This is a genomic window from Thiorhodococcus mannitoliphagus, assembly GCF_010915725.1.
Lineage (GTDB): Bacteria > Pseudomonadota > Gammaproteobacteria > Chromatiales > Chromatiaceae > Thiorhodococcus > Thiorhodococcus mannitoliphagus.
Map to the genome: position 1 here is coordinate 1 of NZ_JAAIJR010000111.1, position 16,814 is coordinate 16,814.

A 16,814-nucleotide genomic window follows, 5' to 3' on the forward strand; every position below is an offset into this window, starting at 1 on the left:
ACATGGTCGGACTCGATAGGGTCAGTCTGTTGAGTAAATCCCATCTTAACCGGGTAAACTGTTATTCGGAAATCACCTTAGCGCACGAGCGCCCTGCCCCGGCCTATCCAGATGCCAACGCAGTCAGCACCAACCGAGCGCCTCAGCGGTGCGATCGAGCGGGTCACCTTCCATAGCCCCGAGAGCGGCTTCTGTGTGCTGCGGATTAAGGTGCGCGGCGAGCGCGAACTCGTCACCGTCATCGGCTCCGCCGCCAGCGTCACACCGGGCGAATACCTGGAGGCCGAGGGCTGGTGGGTCAATGACCGCGAGCACGGGCTGCAGTTCAAGTCCATCGACCTGCGCGTCATCCCGCCACGGACACTGGATGGCATCGAGCGCTATCTGGGCTCGGGCATGGTCAAGGGCATCGGCCCACACTTCGCGCGCAAGCTCGTGGGCGCCTTCGGCGAGCGCGTCTTCGACGTCATCGAGGACAACCCCGAGCGTCTACTGGAGCTGGAAGGCATCGGCCCCAAGCGCCAGCAGCGCGTCACCGCGGCCTGGGCGGAGCAGAAGGTCATCCGCGAGATCATGGTCTTCCTGCAGTCGCACGGCGTTGGCACCGCACGCGCGGTGCGCATCTACAAGACCTATGGCGATCAGGCGGTGGAGCAGGTGCGCGAGAACCCCTATCGCCTCGCGCTCGACATCCACGGCATCGGCTTCAAGACCGCGGACACCATCGCCGGGCGATTGGGCATTCCACGCGACTCACTGATCCGAGCACAGGCCGGCGTGCGGCATGTGCTGCAGGAGATTGCCGGCGAGGGCCACTGCGCGGCTTGGCACGAAGCCCTGATCGCCCAGGCCAATACCCTGCTCGAAATCCCGATCCCAATCATCGAGGAGGCCGTTCAGGCTGAGCTGGCGGAAGCGCGGCTGGTCGCCGAGCCCATCGATGACCGCCCCGCGCTCTTCCTGACCCCATTGCAGCGCGCTGAGATCGGCATTGCCCGCAGCCTCGAGCGCCTGCAGCTCGACGCGCCGCCCTGGGGCGCCATCGATACCGAGAAGGCACTGCCTTGGGTCGAAGCCAAGACCGGTCTGGCCCTATCCGACTCTCAGCGCGCAGCCATCGCTGCGGCCGTGGCCGGCAAGGTGAGCATCATCACCGGCGGTCCAGGCGTCGGTAAGACCACGGTGGTCAACAGCATCCTGCGTATCCTGCGCGCCAAGGGTGTCGACGTCTTGCTCTGCGCACCGACCGGCCGCGCCGCCAAGCGGTTGTCCGAATCCACTGGCAGCGAGGCCAAGACCATTCACCGGCTGCTGGAATTCGACCCCCAGACCATGGGCTTCCGCCGCGATCAATACAGCCCGCTCGAGACCGACCTCCTGGTCGTCGACGAGGTCTCCATGGTCGACGTGGTGCTGATGAATCAGTTGCTGCGCGCGGTACCGACGCACGCTGGCGTGCTGCTGGTCGGTGACGTCGACCAACTCCCCTCCGTCGGACCCGGTGCCGTGCTGGCCGATCTCATCGGCTCGGGTGCCCTGCCGACCGCCCGGCTCACCGAGATCTTCCGCCAGGCCGCCGCATCCCGGATCATCGTCAACGCCCACCGGATCAACGCCGGTCAGATGCCGGAGGTCCCAAGCAACGACCAGACCGACAGCGACTTCTACCTCATTCGCTGCGATAGCCCGGAGGCCATCCACGACAAGCTGATGCGCGTCGTCACCGAGCGCATCCCCCAGCGCTTCGGTCTGGACCCGGTCCGTGACGTTCAGATCCTGACGCCAATGAACCGCGGCGGCCTCGGTTCGCGCGCGCTCAATGTCGCCCTGCAAACCGCGCTCAACCCCAAGGCACAGCCACGCATCGAGCGCTTTGGCTGGACCTATGCCCCAGGCGACAAGGTCATCCAGCTAGTCAACAACTATGACAAGGAGGTCTTCAACGGCGACATCGGCCGCATCCAGTCGATCGACGCCGAGGAGGGCCTGCTCACCATCGACTTCGACGGCCGCGCGGTCGTCTACGAAACCGGCGAGCTGGACGAGGTCGCCCTTGCCTACGCCACCAGCGTCCACAAGGCCCAGGGTTCCGAATACCCCGCCGTGGTCATCCCGCTCGCGACCCAGCACTACACGCTGCTGCAGCGAAACCTCCTCTACACGGCCGTGACGCGCGGCAAGCGCCTGGTCGTGCTCATCGCCCAACCGAAGGCGCTGGGTATGGCGGTCAAGAAGGTCGAATCGAGTCGGCGGCTGACCAAGCTCAAATCCAGGCTAGGCGAGAACGGTGACGGGGCCGGGCTCAAGGATCAGCAGAATCGCGAGGTAGGAGGCTAGCTCAGACTGAACTGCAATCATCATGAACTCTGGCCTACTGCCTTTGGCCGGCGAGATCTGCCAGATGATCAGCGACTTCAATGATCTCATCTGCGCGCACCACCAAGTCCCGCCAAGACTCGGGTATGGCGGCAAGGCCATAGTATGCGCCAGCGAGCTGCCCATAGATGGCGCCAGTGGTATCGGCATCCTCGCCGAGATTGACCGCTTTCAGCGCACCGACCTCGAAACGACTGCTATTGTGGAAGGCCCAAAGTGCCGCTTCCAACGCCTGCACCACATAGCCCGTGCCGCGGATCTCCGGAGGCTGACGCGCCTTGAAGCGGCCGGCAGCGATCTGGTCGATCTGCGCGCTCAGCGGGTGCGCCGCCCAATCCACGCCACCCGACCCGAAGCGCGGGCTCAGCAGCGCTGACTTGGGACGGCCTTCAAGGACGCCAACCATGAGCGCCGTCATGTAGCGGCAAGCGTCCACGGCCTCGGTCGCGCCATGAGTCGTCCGCGACATTCTGCTCGCGCAGCGCACAGCCTCGACTGGGCGCTGGGCGAAGGCCAAGGGAATCGGTGCCAGCCGCATCAGTGAGCCATTGCCGGCGCTGCGCGGATCCACAGAGCCGGCGTAGGGCTCGTGCGTGGCCTCAAAGCGCCGCAAGGCCGCGGCAACCGTGTTGCCGATATCGAAGCAGCGGCCGGTGCTGCTCCAGTGACCATCATCCCGCCAGCGCAGATAGCGACGCATCTGGTCAGCAGCGTCAAAGCCGCGACAGTGGATGAGGCTTTCGGCGAGACAGAGCGCCATGGAGGTGTCGTCGGTCCACTGCCCAGGCGCAAGCCCGAAGGGGCCTCCGCCGACCATGTCGTCGATCGGCTCGAAGCCGCCCGGCTGCGTGAATTCCAGCGTGACACCAAGGGCGTCGCCAACCGCCAGGCCGATCAGGGCACCACGATAGCGCTCAAGCAGCGTTGGAACGGATGCGGACATAGCAGCAAGCTCCAGGAGGATTGGTTCTGTCGTCAGGGATGAGCGCCCGCGTCCTCAGCCAGCAAGTCCAGAGAGACCGCCAGGTCGTCCGCGGAGAAACAGCAGAAGATGACATCCTTGATTCCGGGATGAGTCTTCCATTGCTATCCAGATCGCTATTTGAAACCCAAAGGCCCGGAGGAGCAAAGCCAAAGCATGACATTTGCGCCAAAGGTCGGCCGGAGCGCCTGACTGCATTGCGCCCAGTGGCTAGAGGTAAAGGGTGGCATAGGCAAACGAAATCGGAGATCCTGAAGGACCCGCTAAGCAAGTGTCCATCAATTGTTTCCCGATGCGAGCGATGCCGCCCGAAATCCCCCCTAGCCCCCCTTTGCGAAAGGGGGGGAAGTTGTTGATGGACGCTTTCTAAGTCGGACGGGCGCCTAGCGTTCTGCTGCTTTGAACAGCGCCTATCATCCACTCGCCGCCTGTTGGCTTATCGTGGTTTGTTGGCTGACTCAGTGCCTTGACGCGCCTTGATATGGCCGAAGGCTGCAGGCGGCCGGAAGCGCTTGCGCTAGACTTAGAGGATTGCCGGAAAAATCTTCTACCAGTTCGTGCCGGATCGAGGCTTGGCTTCAAGAAGCATGGCCGGGCCATGTCACCAAGGCTGCGTCACGCAAGGCGGGCCTCGAGACAAGTCAGCGGCTATGAGCTGCGGCAGAAATCGCCTGATGCCTTGTCAGCCGTCCTGTTCCGCGCCCGGTGTTAGACCGCATGATCTGTTTCTGTCGTATCGGAGTTTGGTCAATGCAGATGCTCGTCGCAATGCTCCTCGCCGGGCTGCTGAGCGTCAGCACGGCTGCACCGAGCGGCGTGCCGGAATCCGCCACGCCGGGCTCGACCACATGGGTTCATACCCCGAGTGGTCGGCGGGTGCTCCTGTTGCTCTCCTACGACCCCACCTTTCCAACGTCCCAAAAGATCGTCCAAGCGGTCGGCGAGACGCTCTTCGCGGCCGGTGTCGGGCTGAAGGTCGAGTATCTCGACAGCAAGATCCAATGGGATGAGACCTTCGTGCAGCAATACGCTGCGCTGCTCTCGCACAAATTGATCCGCGAGGCGCCGTTCGATCTCGTCATCACCGCCGATGACAATGCGCTGCAGCTGATGCTCGATCATCGCGTTCGCGGGCTCGATGGTCTCCCCGTGGTCTATATGGGCATCAATGATCAGGCCCGAATGCGGCAGGCGGAAGCCGAGCCACGCACAACCGGCATCTATGAGTCCCCCTCATTGGCGGAAACGGTGGAACTCGCCGCGCGACTCTTTCCCGCCGCCACTGAACTCGTCGTGATCGTCGATGGGACGGTCAGCGGACAAGGGGATCTTGCCGCGCTGCGGGCGCTCGACGGCGAGCATCATTCGTTCGGGCTGCGGGTGCTCTCGTTGAAGGAGCTGACGTGGGACGAGCTGGGTGAGCAACTGGCCGCGCTCGATGACACCTCCGTGCTGCTGTTGCTGTCCGCCTATGAGGATCGTGACGGTCAAGGCAAGTCGTTTGCGGAATCGCTCGCCCTGATCCGATCGCGATCGACGCGTCCGATCTTTCATCTTTGGGAGCATGGCCTGGGCGCGGGCATTCTGGGCGGCGTTCTCGTAAGTCACTCGGCCCAGGCGAGACAAGCAGCCGCCATGGCCGTCGAGATCCTCGCTGGCGCGGACCCGAGCGCGCTGCCGGCGATCTGGGAAGGCGCCAACCTCCCCATATTCGACGATCGCGAACTCAGGCGGTTCGGGATTCCAGAGAGCGCCTTGCCCGAGGGTTCACGCCTCTTGTATCGCCCTGACACACTCATGTCCCGACATGGTCGGCTCGTCATTGGCGCAGGCGTGGTGTTCCTCTTGCTGACCGGGACGATACTCACCCTGTTGCTGCTGATCTATTCGCGCAAGCGCGCGCTACGCTCCCTCGCCGAAAGTCAGCAGCGTTTCGAGCAGGCGAGTCGGTTCGCCGGATTTGGCGTGTGGGAGTTAGCTGCCGCCACGCAGCGCGTCTTTTCCGACAGCTCACTGCGCGATCTCTTGAGATATGGTCCGGACGACGGGCTGCGCACGCTGGAGGATTGGCTCAGGATCCTTCCAGAGCCGGATCGTTCCATGGCGCGCGCGACCTTCGCGGACATCCTTGAGGGCCGTGTGGATCGGGTCCAGCTCAAGCATCGTGCACGCCGCAAGGACGACACCGAAGCACAGTTGGAGGTTGAAGCGATTGCGCTGCACAAGGACGGGCAGCGATGCCTGATCGGGCTGACTCGAGACGTCACGGACCGTGCCATGGCGGAGGCCGCGCTGCGCGCAAGCGAGGCCCTCTACCGCGAAACGCTCGAAAGCATCTCCGATCCCGTCTTCATCACCACCTTGACCGGTGATTTCACCTTCGTCTGCCTCCATGAGCACCGCCTTTTCGGACGATCGGAAGCCGATGTCTGGGCGATGAAGCGCCTGAGCGCCTTGTTGGGCGCAGAGGCATTCGCGCCCGAGGAACTTGCGGCGGGTCAAGAGATCCGTAATCGCGAGGTGTCCGTCGAGGGTGTCGACGGGCGGCAGCACCGCCTGCTGGTTAGCATCAAACCCGTCCACATCGGCGATGGCCGCGTCCTTGTGACCTGCCGCGACGTGACCGAGCTGATGCAGGCGCGTCAGGCGATCGCCGACGAGCGCGAGCACTTGCAGCGGATCATCGACGGTATCACCGAGCCGTTGATGGTGATCGATGCCAATCGCAACATCATCAAGATGAATGAGGCGGCTCGGCGTGGCGGGGCGCAAGCCCCCGACACCGGCCCCCCGACCTGCTACGGCGTTGCGAAGCACCGCGCAGAGCCCTGTCACGGCGAGGATGAACCTTGCCCGCTGATGCAGGTGCTGGCGAGCGGTGTGACGTCAAAGGTCGTTCACAATGAGTTAATCGCGGGACAGCCGCGTACCCTAGAAATCGTCGCAAGCCCCTTGAGGGACACTGAGGGCCGGATCAACAGCATCATCGAGGTGACGCACGACATCACCGACTATCTGGGCGTCGTCGCGCGACTGCGCGAGCAGGAACTGACGGTCGAGCGCCTGGAGACTCACGACCATCTCACCGGCCTGCCGAACCGGCTGCTGTTCAACGACCGCCTGACTCAGGCCATCGATCGCGCGCATCGCCACGGCTGGCAATTGGCCGTGCTCTTCGTGGATCTCGATCGCTTTCAACGGGTCAACGACAGCTTCGGACACCCGATCGGCGACGAGGTGTTGAAGATAGCCGCGCAGCGCATTGGAGCCCTGGTACCCGAAGGCGATACATTGGCCCGCATTGGCGGCGACGCCTTCATTATGCTGCTTCGCAGTCTCTCCGGCGCGCAAGACACCATCGGGGCGGCTCGTGCCATCCTCAATGATTTCGCCCAGCCATTCCTCTTGGAAGAGCGCACCATCTACCTCTCGGCCAGTGTCGGCATCAGCGTCTATCCGCACAACGGCACCACTGCGGATCTGTTGGTGAGCAACGCGGATGCCGCCATGCACAAGGCCAAGGACAAGGGTGGCAACACCTTCGCCTACTACACCGAGGACATGACGCAGTTCGCGCGCGAGCGGCTGATGCTCGAGGCGAGCCTGCGCAACGCCATCGCGAACGATGAGCTGGAGGTCTACTACCAGCCTCAGCTCGACCTGCGCGATGGCCGGCTGGTGGGCGCCGAGGCATTGGTGCGCTGGAGGCATCCGAGTAGGGGCATCGTATCGCCGGACGGCTTCATCGGGGTGGCGGAGGAAACCGGCATCATCCTCGAGTTGGGTCGGCGCGTGCTGGAGCTGGCCTGCCGCCAAATGCGCGCTTGGCTTGACAGCGCCCTGATGCCAACGAACGCGACCATCGCCGTCAATCTGTCCGCCCGCCAGTTCGATGACCTGTCGCTGGGCGATGAGATCCTGCGGATCTTAACCGACGTCGGGCTCGATCCGCGGCGCCTGGAGCTGGAGATCACGGAGAGTCTGCTCGTGACGCATCGAGTCAACGCCGAGCCCTTGCTGCATCGCTTGCGCGCGGAAGGGATCGGCGTGGCCATCGACGACTTTGGAACAGGCTACTCGTCCTTGAGCTACCTCAAACGCCTGCCCATCACCAAACTCAAGATCGATCGCGCCTTCGTCGCCGACATCCCGAGCGATCGCGACGCGGTTGCCATCACCGGGGCCGTGATCAGCCTGGCACAGAGCCTCGGCTTGGAGGTGCTTGCCGAAGGGATCGAAACGCTTGAGCAGCAGACCTTTTTGTCCTCGGGTGGCTGCAGGCTCGGCCAAGGCTACCTCTTTGCCAGACCCATGCCAGCCAGATCCTTCGAGGACTTCGCGGCGCAGAGGACAATCCGCCCCCTCTGGTCACGCATTCAGGTTGATCCGGGAACGCCGTCGCCCCGGAAGCGGCTGTCGGTCTGCTGGTGGACAGGCAGAGAACGCGAAGTGAGGCTACCAAAGATGGATGATCGACACGCCCGAATCTTGACCCGCATGCTGCTGGCACTGGGGCTGACGATTGGCGCCCACGCCCCAGCCCTGGCCGCTGATGGCGCAACACTCTACAAAGAGAAGCTGTGCCACAGCTGCCACGGGGACCACCCCAATGAGCCCGTCCTGCCAATCTATCCCAAGCTCTCGGGCCAGAACTCCGAATACTTGCTGCAGCAGATGAAAGACATCCGCGACGGCCAGCGCACCAATGGCCTGTCAGCGGCGATGAGGGCGGTGGTTGGCGGCCTGACCGACGAAGAGATCCAGACCCTTGCTGCTTGGCTGTCCACGCGCTGACAGCCCCAGCGTGCGGCCCCCGTTCCCACCCCGCAGCCGCATAGCCAGCCGGTGCGGCGCGCTCACAGTAACCCCGAGCGACCCTAGGAGCCTGTCGAGACTGTGACCAGCTCGCCGGTTTATTTCCGACCATTCTGCTAAATTGCCGCTTCGTCACCTTGCGACGACAAGCCGCCGGCTGCACGGCCCCTGAACCAGGCTCAGAGACCGTGAAGCGAAGGCCCCCAAGCATCAGATCAAATGACTAAAACAACCCTCCAGGATTCACAGCGGGCGAGGACTCGACCATGAGAACGAATCTGCCTGTTACGGACAACGAGCACGTCATGCGCGACGATCAGCTGATCGTCTCACGCACCGACCTCAAGGGGCGCATCACCGACTTCAATCGCGACTTCCTCGACATCAGCGGTTTCACCGAAACCGAGCTGATGGGGGCGCCGCAGAACATCATCCGGCATCCGGATATGCCCGCCGCAGCCTTCAAGGACATGTGGGACACCATCAAGGCCGGAAAGCCATGGACGGGCCTGGTCAAGAACCGCTGCAAGAACGGCGACTTCTATTGGGTCGAGGCCAATGTCTCGCCCGAGCGCAAGCATGGCCAGACGACCGGGTACATCTCGGTGCGCCGCAAGCCGAGCCAGGAGCAGATCGCCAAGGCCGAGGCCACTTACGCCCGATTGCGCGCCGGCAAGTCCGCTCAGCCGCTGGTGGCGAGGATCCGCACGCGCATCAATGACATCCACATCACTCGCGCGCTGCCAGGCGGACTCTTCATCACCGCGCTGATCTTCGCGGTGGCGCTCGGCATCTCGATCATGGGGATCGAGCGCACGGCGGGGCACCTGCAGAAGATCACGGACGAGACCCAGGTCCTCGAGCAGGGCTACAACGACCTCTACGGCAATGGGCTCCAGATGGTCGCGGCCATGCGCTACATCCTCATCGAGCCCCAGGACAAGCAGGCCCGCGATAACCTCGAGAAATCGAACGCCCAGTTCGATCAGAGCCTCGCAACGCTCAGACAACTGTCTGCGGGGGATGCCGAAGCCATCACGGCGCTCGACAGCATCAAGGCCCAGCGCAAGGACCAAGCAGCCATTCAGGCGCGCGTCCTGGATCACCTCGATGCCGGAGACCTCGCCAGCGCCAAGCGTGTTTATAAGGAAGAAGAGAACGTCACTTGGCGGGCCAACAAGAAGCTCATTATGGCCGCGCTGCAGCGCATCAATGAAGCCGCGGCGGCCGAGCGGGACGCGTCCGTCGTCGCGGCGCATCTGGCGGAGAAGCAAGCGATTGGCTTCTCCATCTTCGCGCTCCTCATCGCCGCCCTTCTGGGTTTCCAGCTCACAGGCAAGATCGCCAAGCCCTTGCGGGTGATTCGCGGGCATCTCGAGGCCATCTCCAACAGCGATTACAGCCAGCGGATCGCAGTGACCAATCATGACGAACTCGGCGAAATGACGCTGGCCGTCAAATCGGTCCAAGCGCGCCTGGACTTCGAGATCCAGGACACCAAACGCATCGCCAACGAGAACCTGCGCATCCGCACGGCCTTAGACAATGTCACCCTCCCGGTCACCCTCTCGGACGATCGCAGCCAGCTGGTCTATCTCAATGAAGCCGCGCGCCGGCTTTGGTCCGGCATGGCGGAAAGCATTCAGCGCAGCCAGCCAGGCTTCGCGGTCGACAAGCTGATCGGCGCCACCCTGGCAGACTATTTCGAGGATGAAGAGATCGCCGCGGTCTATCGCCAAGAACTCACCGAGACGCGCCAATTCGACATGCTGCTGGCGGGCCGAACCCTCCGCTTTACTGCCAGCCCCGTGCGTGACGAGGACGGCAGCTACCGCGGCCGCGTCACCCAATGGGTCGACCGCACGGACGAGGTCGTCGCCGAGCAGGAAATCGCCGACCTCATCGATGCCGCGGCACGCGGCGACTTCTCACACCGCATCGAGGTCGCGGGCAAGGAGGCCTTCTTCCAACAGCTCGGCACTGGACTGAACCGACTCATGGAGATCGTCGCCAACGGCCTGGCGGACGTTGCCGGCGTGCTCAATGCCATCGCCTCCGGCGATCTCAATCGCAGTATCGAGGCCGAGTACGAGGGCACCTTCGGCCAGGTCAAGGACGACACCAACACCACGGTCGCCCGGCTGCGCGAGGTCGTCGGCCAGATCCTCGAGGTCTCGGATGCCATCGGCACCGCGGCCGGCGAGATCTCCTCCGGCAATTCGGACCTGTCCAGCCGCACCGAAGAGCAGGCCGCCAGCCTGGAAGAGACCGCCAGCTCGATGGAGCAGCTGAACGCCACGGTCAAGCAAAACGCACAGAACGCCGACCAGGCCAACCAGCTCGCCCAGGATGCCAATGCCGTGGCAACACGCGGTGGCGAGATGGTCCAGGGCGTGGTGCAGACCATGGCCGCCATCCAGGAATCCAGCCGGCGCATCGCCGACATCATCAGCGTCATCGACGGCATCGCCTTCCAGACCAACATCCTGGCACTCAATGCCGCTGTCGAGGCCGCGCGCGCCGGCGAGCAGGGCCGCGGCTTCGCGGTGGTTGCCGCCGAGGTGCGCAGCCTGGCGCAGCGCAGTGCCCAGGCCGCCAAAGAGATCAAGGAGCTGATCACCGACTCGGTCAGCAAAGTCGAGGGCGGCGCCGAGATCGCCGGCCAGGCTGGCAGCACCATGGAAGAGATCCTCAACAGCTTCCGCCAAGTTGCCGGTCTGGTCAGCGAGATCACCAGCGCCTCACGCGAGCAGAGCTCAGGCATCGAGCAGGTCACTCAGGCCGTCGCTCAGATGGACGAGGTCACGCAGCAGAACGCCGCCCTCGTCGAAGAGGCGGCCGCCGCGGCCGAGAGCCTCGAGGACCAGACGCGGGTACTGGCTCAGGCTGTGTCCGTCTTCAGGATGTCGGACCACAGCCCAGTTGCCGCGTCAGCTCGGCCCCAAGCGGTCAAGCCCGCGGCTAAGGCCACGCCAGCGAAGCGGCCCGTCGTCCAGATGCCGGCCAAGACCAGCCGACCGAGCAACAAGCGACTGAGTGCCGTCCCAGCCGCGATCGATGGCGGGGATGAATGGGAGGAGTTCTAGCCCGCGCGTGACGACAATCTGGCCGGCCGGCGACTGCGGCGCTCAGCGTCCGCAGTCGCGAAGAGTTCAGCCACGGCGTCCACCGTGGCCTTGATGATGGCTTGCCGCATCAGGGCCGCGTCGGCCGCTCCCGGCGGACAGACCAGGCGGCAAAGCCAGTCGGTTTCCGACTCGAAGTCGCAATGGTCCGCCCCCGGAAAGCGCCGGACGAGCGCCTGCCGGCTGGCGGCATAAAGGCTCAAGCCGTTGTTGTAGGCATTGCAGGACGAGGCATCACCCACCAGACCCACGAGCGGCACCTCGAGTCCCGCCGCCATCAAGGCGCCCAGCCCTTCGGCGTCGACCAGGTCCAGCGCGACGATTCCGAGGCTGCGCGGATCGTTGCGCCCAGCGACCAAGGCGGCCAGCGCACCGGCGGAGAAGCCGACGTAGACCACGCGGCGCGCGCCCTGAGCCCTGGCCAGAGCCATCATGTCCAAGCCATTTCTGAAGTGATTGCCCGCGAAGGGGCTGCCCTTGCAGAAATCCAAGGTCAGTGTCGTCACGCCCGAAGCGGCCAAGGCCCGTGCCAGTCCAGCCATATTTGCCTGGCCACGCAGGAAACCGTGGCCGAGCACGACCAGATCACCCGGTTGCGCGCTCGCCGCTGAATAGCGGCTGTAGCTCAGCACGCAGCCGGTGACGGAGACCAAGCGCCCTCGCTGGACGGCGAAGGCGTCGTGCCCCCCCCTGTGCGCCGCCGCCCCGGCCTGAGGCGAGGACGCCTCGCGCAAGGACCCGGGAGCGCCACCCAAGCAGCCCGAGATCAACAGACAAGCGGCCAAGACCACTGTAAACTTCCATTGACAAGCCGCCGTCAAGCAAGCCTGACAGTCCTTTGACTTCATCGAGATCAACCGCCATTTGCGTGAAAGGAGATCGGCTGGCCGGCACGGCAAGGATCATCCCATCATTTTTTAGGACAGAGTCTGGAGCTTATGCCTCGGCCATGCGTCTAAGGCTGCCGAGCGGAGCCCGCGGTGCGCCGCGCTGAGCCCCAGAACCGAGACCGCCAGACCCAATTGATACAGAGGTAATCGCACATGGACTCCGCAATCTCGTCCAACGCCAGTACGGCCACTGCCCGCAGCGCCTCGCTGCCCGGTGCCATCGACGCCAGCCGCCATGACCTCGAAACCCAGCAGGGAGGGCGTATCCACTATTACGCCGATACTGCGGTCGCAGGCCGACCCATCGTCCTGATTCACAGCATCAACGCGGCCCCCAGCGCCCATGAGATGAAGCCGCTCTTCGAGCACTTCCGCACCAAGCGCCCCGTTTACGCCTTGGACCTGCCCGGCTTCGGGCACTCGGACCGCAGCAAGCGCCGCTACTCCCCCGCGCTCTACGCCGCCACCATCGCAGAATTCCTCGAGACTGTCGTCAAGATGCCCGCAGATCTGGTCGCTTACTCGCTGGGCTGCGAATTTTCCGCGCTGGCGACGCAGGCCAAGCCCGAACTGGTCACCTCCCTGGCCCTGCTCTCTCCGACCGGCTTCAGCCGCCGAGGGCTCCCGACTGGCGCGGCCGCCGAGCGCGCGTACAAGTTCTTGAGCGTACCAGTGATCAACGACGGTCTCTACGGACTGCTGACCACGCGCCCGAGCATCAAGTTCTTCTACAACCAGGCCTTCGTCGGCAAGCCGCCGGCCGAGCTGATCGACTATGCCCACGCCACCACGCATCAGCCCGGCGCCAAGAATGCCCCACTCTATTTCCTCTCGGGCCAGTTGTTCACGCCCCACGCCGGCGACACTGTCTACGGCAAGGTGAGCCAGCCGGTGCTGGTGCTCTACGACAAGGATCCGAACATCGACTTCCATGAGCTGCCGGACTTCCTCAGCCGCCATGCGAACTGGCGTGCCGAGCGCATCACCCCCACGCTCGGGATGCCACAGTGGGAAAAGCCCGCCGAAACGGCCACGGCAATCGAGCGCTTCTGGGACTCCCTCGGTTAGAATCCCAGCCATTGCAGTGAGCCGGCCGCATCGCGACGGCGGCGTCATCCAGTGGCGCCGCCGCGCGGCCTTCGACGCCCCGCCCAAGCCATCCAAACATGCTTCAACAGCTCCAAGCCCTTGAGCAGCTCAAGGCCCGCCTTCGCGAAACCATCAGCAGCCTTGCCTTGGGGCCAGGACCGGGATACGCCTCCCTGGTCCTTGAGCTGCCGCATGGTCTAACGGCGGCTCCCGAGATCGCGGGACCCCGCTTTCAATTCCTGCACGCGCATCGCGGAGATCTTCGCGTGGGCTACGGTGTCGCCGCGGAGTGGCTCGCCGAGGGTCCGCAGCGGCTCGAGATCCTGCGCGGACACGCCCGCGCCGCCGCGGCGCGATGGCAGCAATCCGACCCCGACGAGACGGGCTTTACCGGGTTTGGTCTGCTCGGATTCGCGGCCTCACCAACCCCCAAGCCAGGCAGCGACGCAGGCGACCTCCCGAACGCCGTCTTCTGGCTGCCGGAGCTTGCCCTAACTTCACACGGCGGCCAGGCTGCCCTCATCCTGACGACAGCGACCGACGTCGATCAGCACTGGCTCCTGGGGCACTGGGAGGCTTGGCTCGAGCGTGTCGTGCCGCTGCTCGACGCACCGGCGTCGGACCCACTCACGCCCGCCCACTTGAATCCAGGCGACAGCGAGCCAGACTTGGAGGATTGGCGTGAACTGGTCTTCTCGGCGCTCGATGAGATCGACGCAGAGCGGCTCGAAAAGGTCGTCCTGTGCCGTCGACTACGCCTGCGCGGACACCGCCGCTTCGACCTGACGCGGCTCTCCGCTGCCCTTGGCTACCTCTTCCCCTCGTGTCAGGTGCTGAGCATCCGCAGAGACCAAGACAACTTCGTCGCCGCCACCCCCGAGCGTCTCTTCACCCAGCACCGTGACCGCATCGAGGCGGACGCCATCGCCGGCACGGCGTGCCGGGCCGAGGACTCGGAGGTCGATGCCCAGATCACGGCGGGGCTGCAGACGTGTGAAAAGAACCTGCGCGAGCACCGCGTGGTCGTCGAGGCGGTCAATGAGGCGCTGAGCCATTGCTGCCGCCACCTGGACCCGCCGGATGGCCCGCGCATCCTGCAGCTCAACAACGCGCAGCACTTGTGGAGCCTGGTTCGCGGCGAACTGAAGCCGGGGGTCGATGTCTTCGAACTCGCCGACCGCCTCCATCCGACCCCCGCGACCAACGGCCAGCCGCGACGGGAGGCATGGGCCTGGCTGCGCGCGCATGAGCCCATCGAGCGCGGCTGGTACACGGGCGCGGCCGGTATCGTCGCGCCCGACCTCACCGGCGAACTCTGGGTGCTGCTGCGCTGTGCCCGCATCCAAGACCGCGTCGCCGAACTCTATGCCGGCGCCGGCATCGTCGCGGGCTCAGATCCCTTGAGCGAATGGCAGGAGACGGAGCACAAGCTCGCGGCCATGTCCACCGCCCTGCAGTTTGCCTGACCCCTTGATGTCGTCTCAGCAGAGCCAGGCTTGCATCAACCTGCAATGGTCGCTCGCCCTGATGGACGGGCTGATCGAGGGCGGCATGCGCCGACTGATCGTCTCGCCCGGCTCGCGCTCCACCCCCCTGGTGCTGGCCGGTCAACGACGGCCTGGGCTGGAGCTGACAGCCATCCTCGACGAGCGTAGCGCGGCCTTCTTCGCGCTCGGCCTCGCCCGCGCCTCGGGAAGGCCGGTCGGGATCCTCTGCACCTCGGGCAGCGCCCCAGCGCACTGGCTGCCAGCCGTCATTGAGGCGTCCGAATCGGAGATCCCGCTGATCCTGCTGTCGGCGGACCGCCCGCCCGAACTCAGGGGCTGGGGGGCGAATCAGACCATTGATCAGAGCGCCCTCTTCAGTGGCTATATCCGGGGATTCCACGACCCCGGACCGGCGGAAGACACCCCAGGCGCGCTCAAGATGATTCGCGCACTCGGCCTGCGCGCAGCCACAACCAGTCGAAGCTCACCGCCCGGACCGATACACCTGAACCTGCCCTTCCGCGAGCCCTTGGTTCCAAGTAGCGAATGCTCAGAGCTTATCGCGTCGCCACCAACAACTTCCCCCCTTTTGCAAAGGGGGGCCAGGGGGGATTTCGGGCGGCATCGCTCGCATCAGGAAGCCATTGAGGGACACCTTCTTAGCGCAGCCGGATGCGATACGGCCGCAGAATCAAGGACCCAGTCAGGACCCACAGCAGGCCAAGACTGGCCGATCACTGACAGGGCGCGCGCTCATCTCGATGAGCTACCGCTGAGCACGGGCTGCGGCGTCATCTGCTGCGGACCAGGTGCCTTGTCCAAAGCGGCTGCTGACGCCCTCTGGAAGGCCGCCATGGTCCTCAATGTCCCGGTTCTGTGCGACCCCCTGAGCGGTCTGCGCTTCGGGCCTGCGGGTCCTGGTCGCATCACCCGATACGACAGCTTCTTGCGCAATGCCCCTATCGCCGAGGCGCTGAAGCCAGACTGGGTGCTCAGAATCGGACGCGCGCCGGTCTCCAAGACCCTGCTCGGCTGGCTCGCTGATAGACCGACCATCTTGCTGGACCCGGGCGGGCGGTGGAGCGATCCGAATCATGACGTCCGCTGGAGACTTCGCCTCCAGCCCGAGGCGTTCTTCGAGCTGATCCTATCCGCCGAATGGGAAAGGGATGAGATCAGTCCACGCCAACTCGATTGGCTGCACCACTGGCTCAGCCTCGAAGCCGAGGTCGATCGACGCGCCCGTCAGTATCTCCAGGCGGCGCCATGGTGCGAGGCCCATCTCATCGCCACGCTCTTGGACAAGCTCCCCGGGGGCGAGGGGTTGCTCTGCGCCAACTCCATGCCGATCCGTCAGCTCGACACTTGGTCAGGCAGCCGTGAAGCCTCACTTGAGGTCTTCGGCAATCGGGGGGCGAGCGGCATCGACGGCCAAACCTCGACCCTCGCGGGCCTCGGCGCCGGCGGCATCCCCACCACCGGCCTGCTCGGAGATCTTTCTTTCCTCCATGACCTGAGCGGACTGCTGCTCGGGAGCGCGTTCGACCGGCCCTGCGTTGTCATCAATAATGGAGGGGGCCGGATCTTCGACTATCTGCCGCAGCATGGTCTTCCGGGTTTTGAGCGATTCTGGCGCACGCCCGTTCAGATCGAGCTCGGCAACCTGCTTGCGGGCTTTGGCGTTCGCCATCGTCTCGCGGCTGGACCCGAAGCACTCAGCCAAGCGCTGGACGAAGCGCTGGACGAAGCGCTGCGCGCCGAGTCTCGGCTCGACGTGATCGAGGTCGTCGTGGATGCGGACACCAGCCGTGAGACTCACCTCGAGTTTTGGCGCTCCCTGAGCAGCCTGAACCTGGGCGAATAGAAGCATGCCCGTTGCGCGGAACAAAGCGATGAACACCAGCGTCAGCAAACGAGTCCGCGGACGAAGCGAATCCCTAAGAGGCTGTCTGAATATTGTAATCGCCCGAGCTGTAGATACTCTGTTCTGACGCAAGTCCGATTTGCCTCCTGTCCATCATTTTTTTCTATCGGCATCGTTGTCTCAGCG

8 protein-coding genes are annotated in these 16,814 nt (G+C 64.5%); 6 read left to right on the plus strand and 2 right to left on the minus strand.

What is annotated here, in order from left to right:
- Positions 1 to 111: 111 nt before the first annotated feature.
- Complete coding sequence (gene recD2 / locus G3480_RS20210) at positions 112 to 2,337, plus strand: SF1B family DNA helicase RecD2 (RefSeq protein ID WP_164655700.1); 2,226 nt, start codon at positions 112 to 114, stop codon at positions 2,335 to 2,337.
- Between the two features lie 34 nt (positions 2,338 to 2,371).
- Here recD2 and G3480_RS20215 read toward each other — a convergent pair whose 3' ends face one another.
- Positions 2,372 to 3,319 carry an ADP-ribosylglycohydrolase family protein gene (locus G3480_RS20215; RefSeq protein ID WP_164655701.1) on the minus strand — a complete coding sequence of 316 codons (948 nt, stop codon included), beginning with the start codon at positions 3,317 to 3,319 and terminating at the stop codon, positions 2,372 to 2,374.
- 789 nt (positions 3,320 to 4,108) lie between these two features.
- Here G3480_RS20215 and G3480_RS20220 point away from each other — a divergent pair.
- Positions 4,109 to 8,152, plus strand: a complete 4,044-nt coding sequence (locus G3480_RS20220; protein ID WP_164655702.1) for an EAL domain-containing protein — start codon at positions 4,109 to 4,111, stop codon at positions 8,150 to 8,152.
- A 287-nt stretch (positions 8,153 to 8,439) separates the two neighbouring features.
- Positions 8,440 to 11,259: a methyl-accepting chemotaxis protein gene (locus G3480_RS29055; protein WP_164655703.1), complete on the plus strand. Its 2,820-nt coding sequence runs from the start codon at positions 8,440 to 8,442 to the stop codon at positions 11,257 to 11,259.
- Here G3480_RS29055 and G3480_RS20230 read toward each other — a convergent pair.
- Positions 11,256 to 12,089 (minus strand): lipase family protein, encoded by an 834-nt coding sequence (locus G3480_RS20230; RefSeq protein WP_206171808.1) that lies wholly within the window; start codon positions 12,087 to 12,089, stop codon positions 11,256 to 11,258. The two genes, G3480_RS29055 and G3480_RS20230, sit on opposite strands and share 4 nt — an antisense overlap.
- Before the next feature lie 252 nt (positions 12,090 to 12,341).
- Between G3480_RS20230 and G3480_RS20235 the strand changes: the two genes are divergently transcribed.
- The 3 genes from G3480_RS20235 (at position 12,342) to menD (ending at position 16,628) form a co-directional block, all read left to right on the plus strand.
- A complete protein-coding gene (locus tag G3480_RS20235; protein WP_164655704.1) occupies positions 12,342 to 13,256 on the plus strand; it encodes an alpha/beta fold hydrolase in 915 nt (304 codons plus the stop codon).
- 98 nt (positions 13,257 to 13,354) lie between these two features.
- Positions 13,355 to 14,743, plus strand: coding sequence for an isochorismate synthase (locus G3480_RS20240; protein ID WP_164655705.1), 1,389 nt, complete (start codon positions 13,355 to 13,357; stop codon positions 14,741 to 14,743).
- Positions 14,744 to 14,750: 7 nt separating this feature from the next.
- Positions 14,751 to 16,628 carry a 2-succinyl-5-enolpyruvyl-6-hydroxy-3-cyclohexene-1-carboxylic-acid synthase gene (gene menD / locus G3480_RS20245; RefSeq protein WP_164655706.1) on the plus strand — a complete coding sequence of 626 codons (1,878 nt, stop codon included), beginning with the start codon at positions 14,751 to 14,753 and terminating at the stop codon, positions 16,626 to 16,628.
- Positions 16,629 to 16,814: the final 186 nt, after the last annotated feature.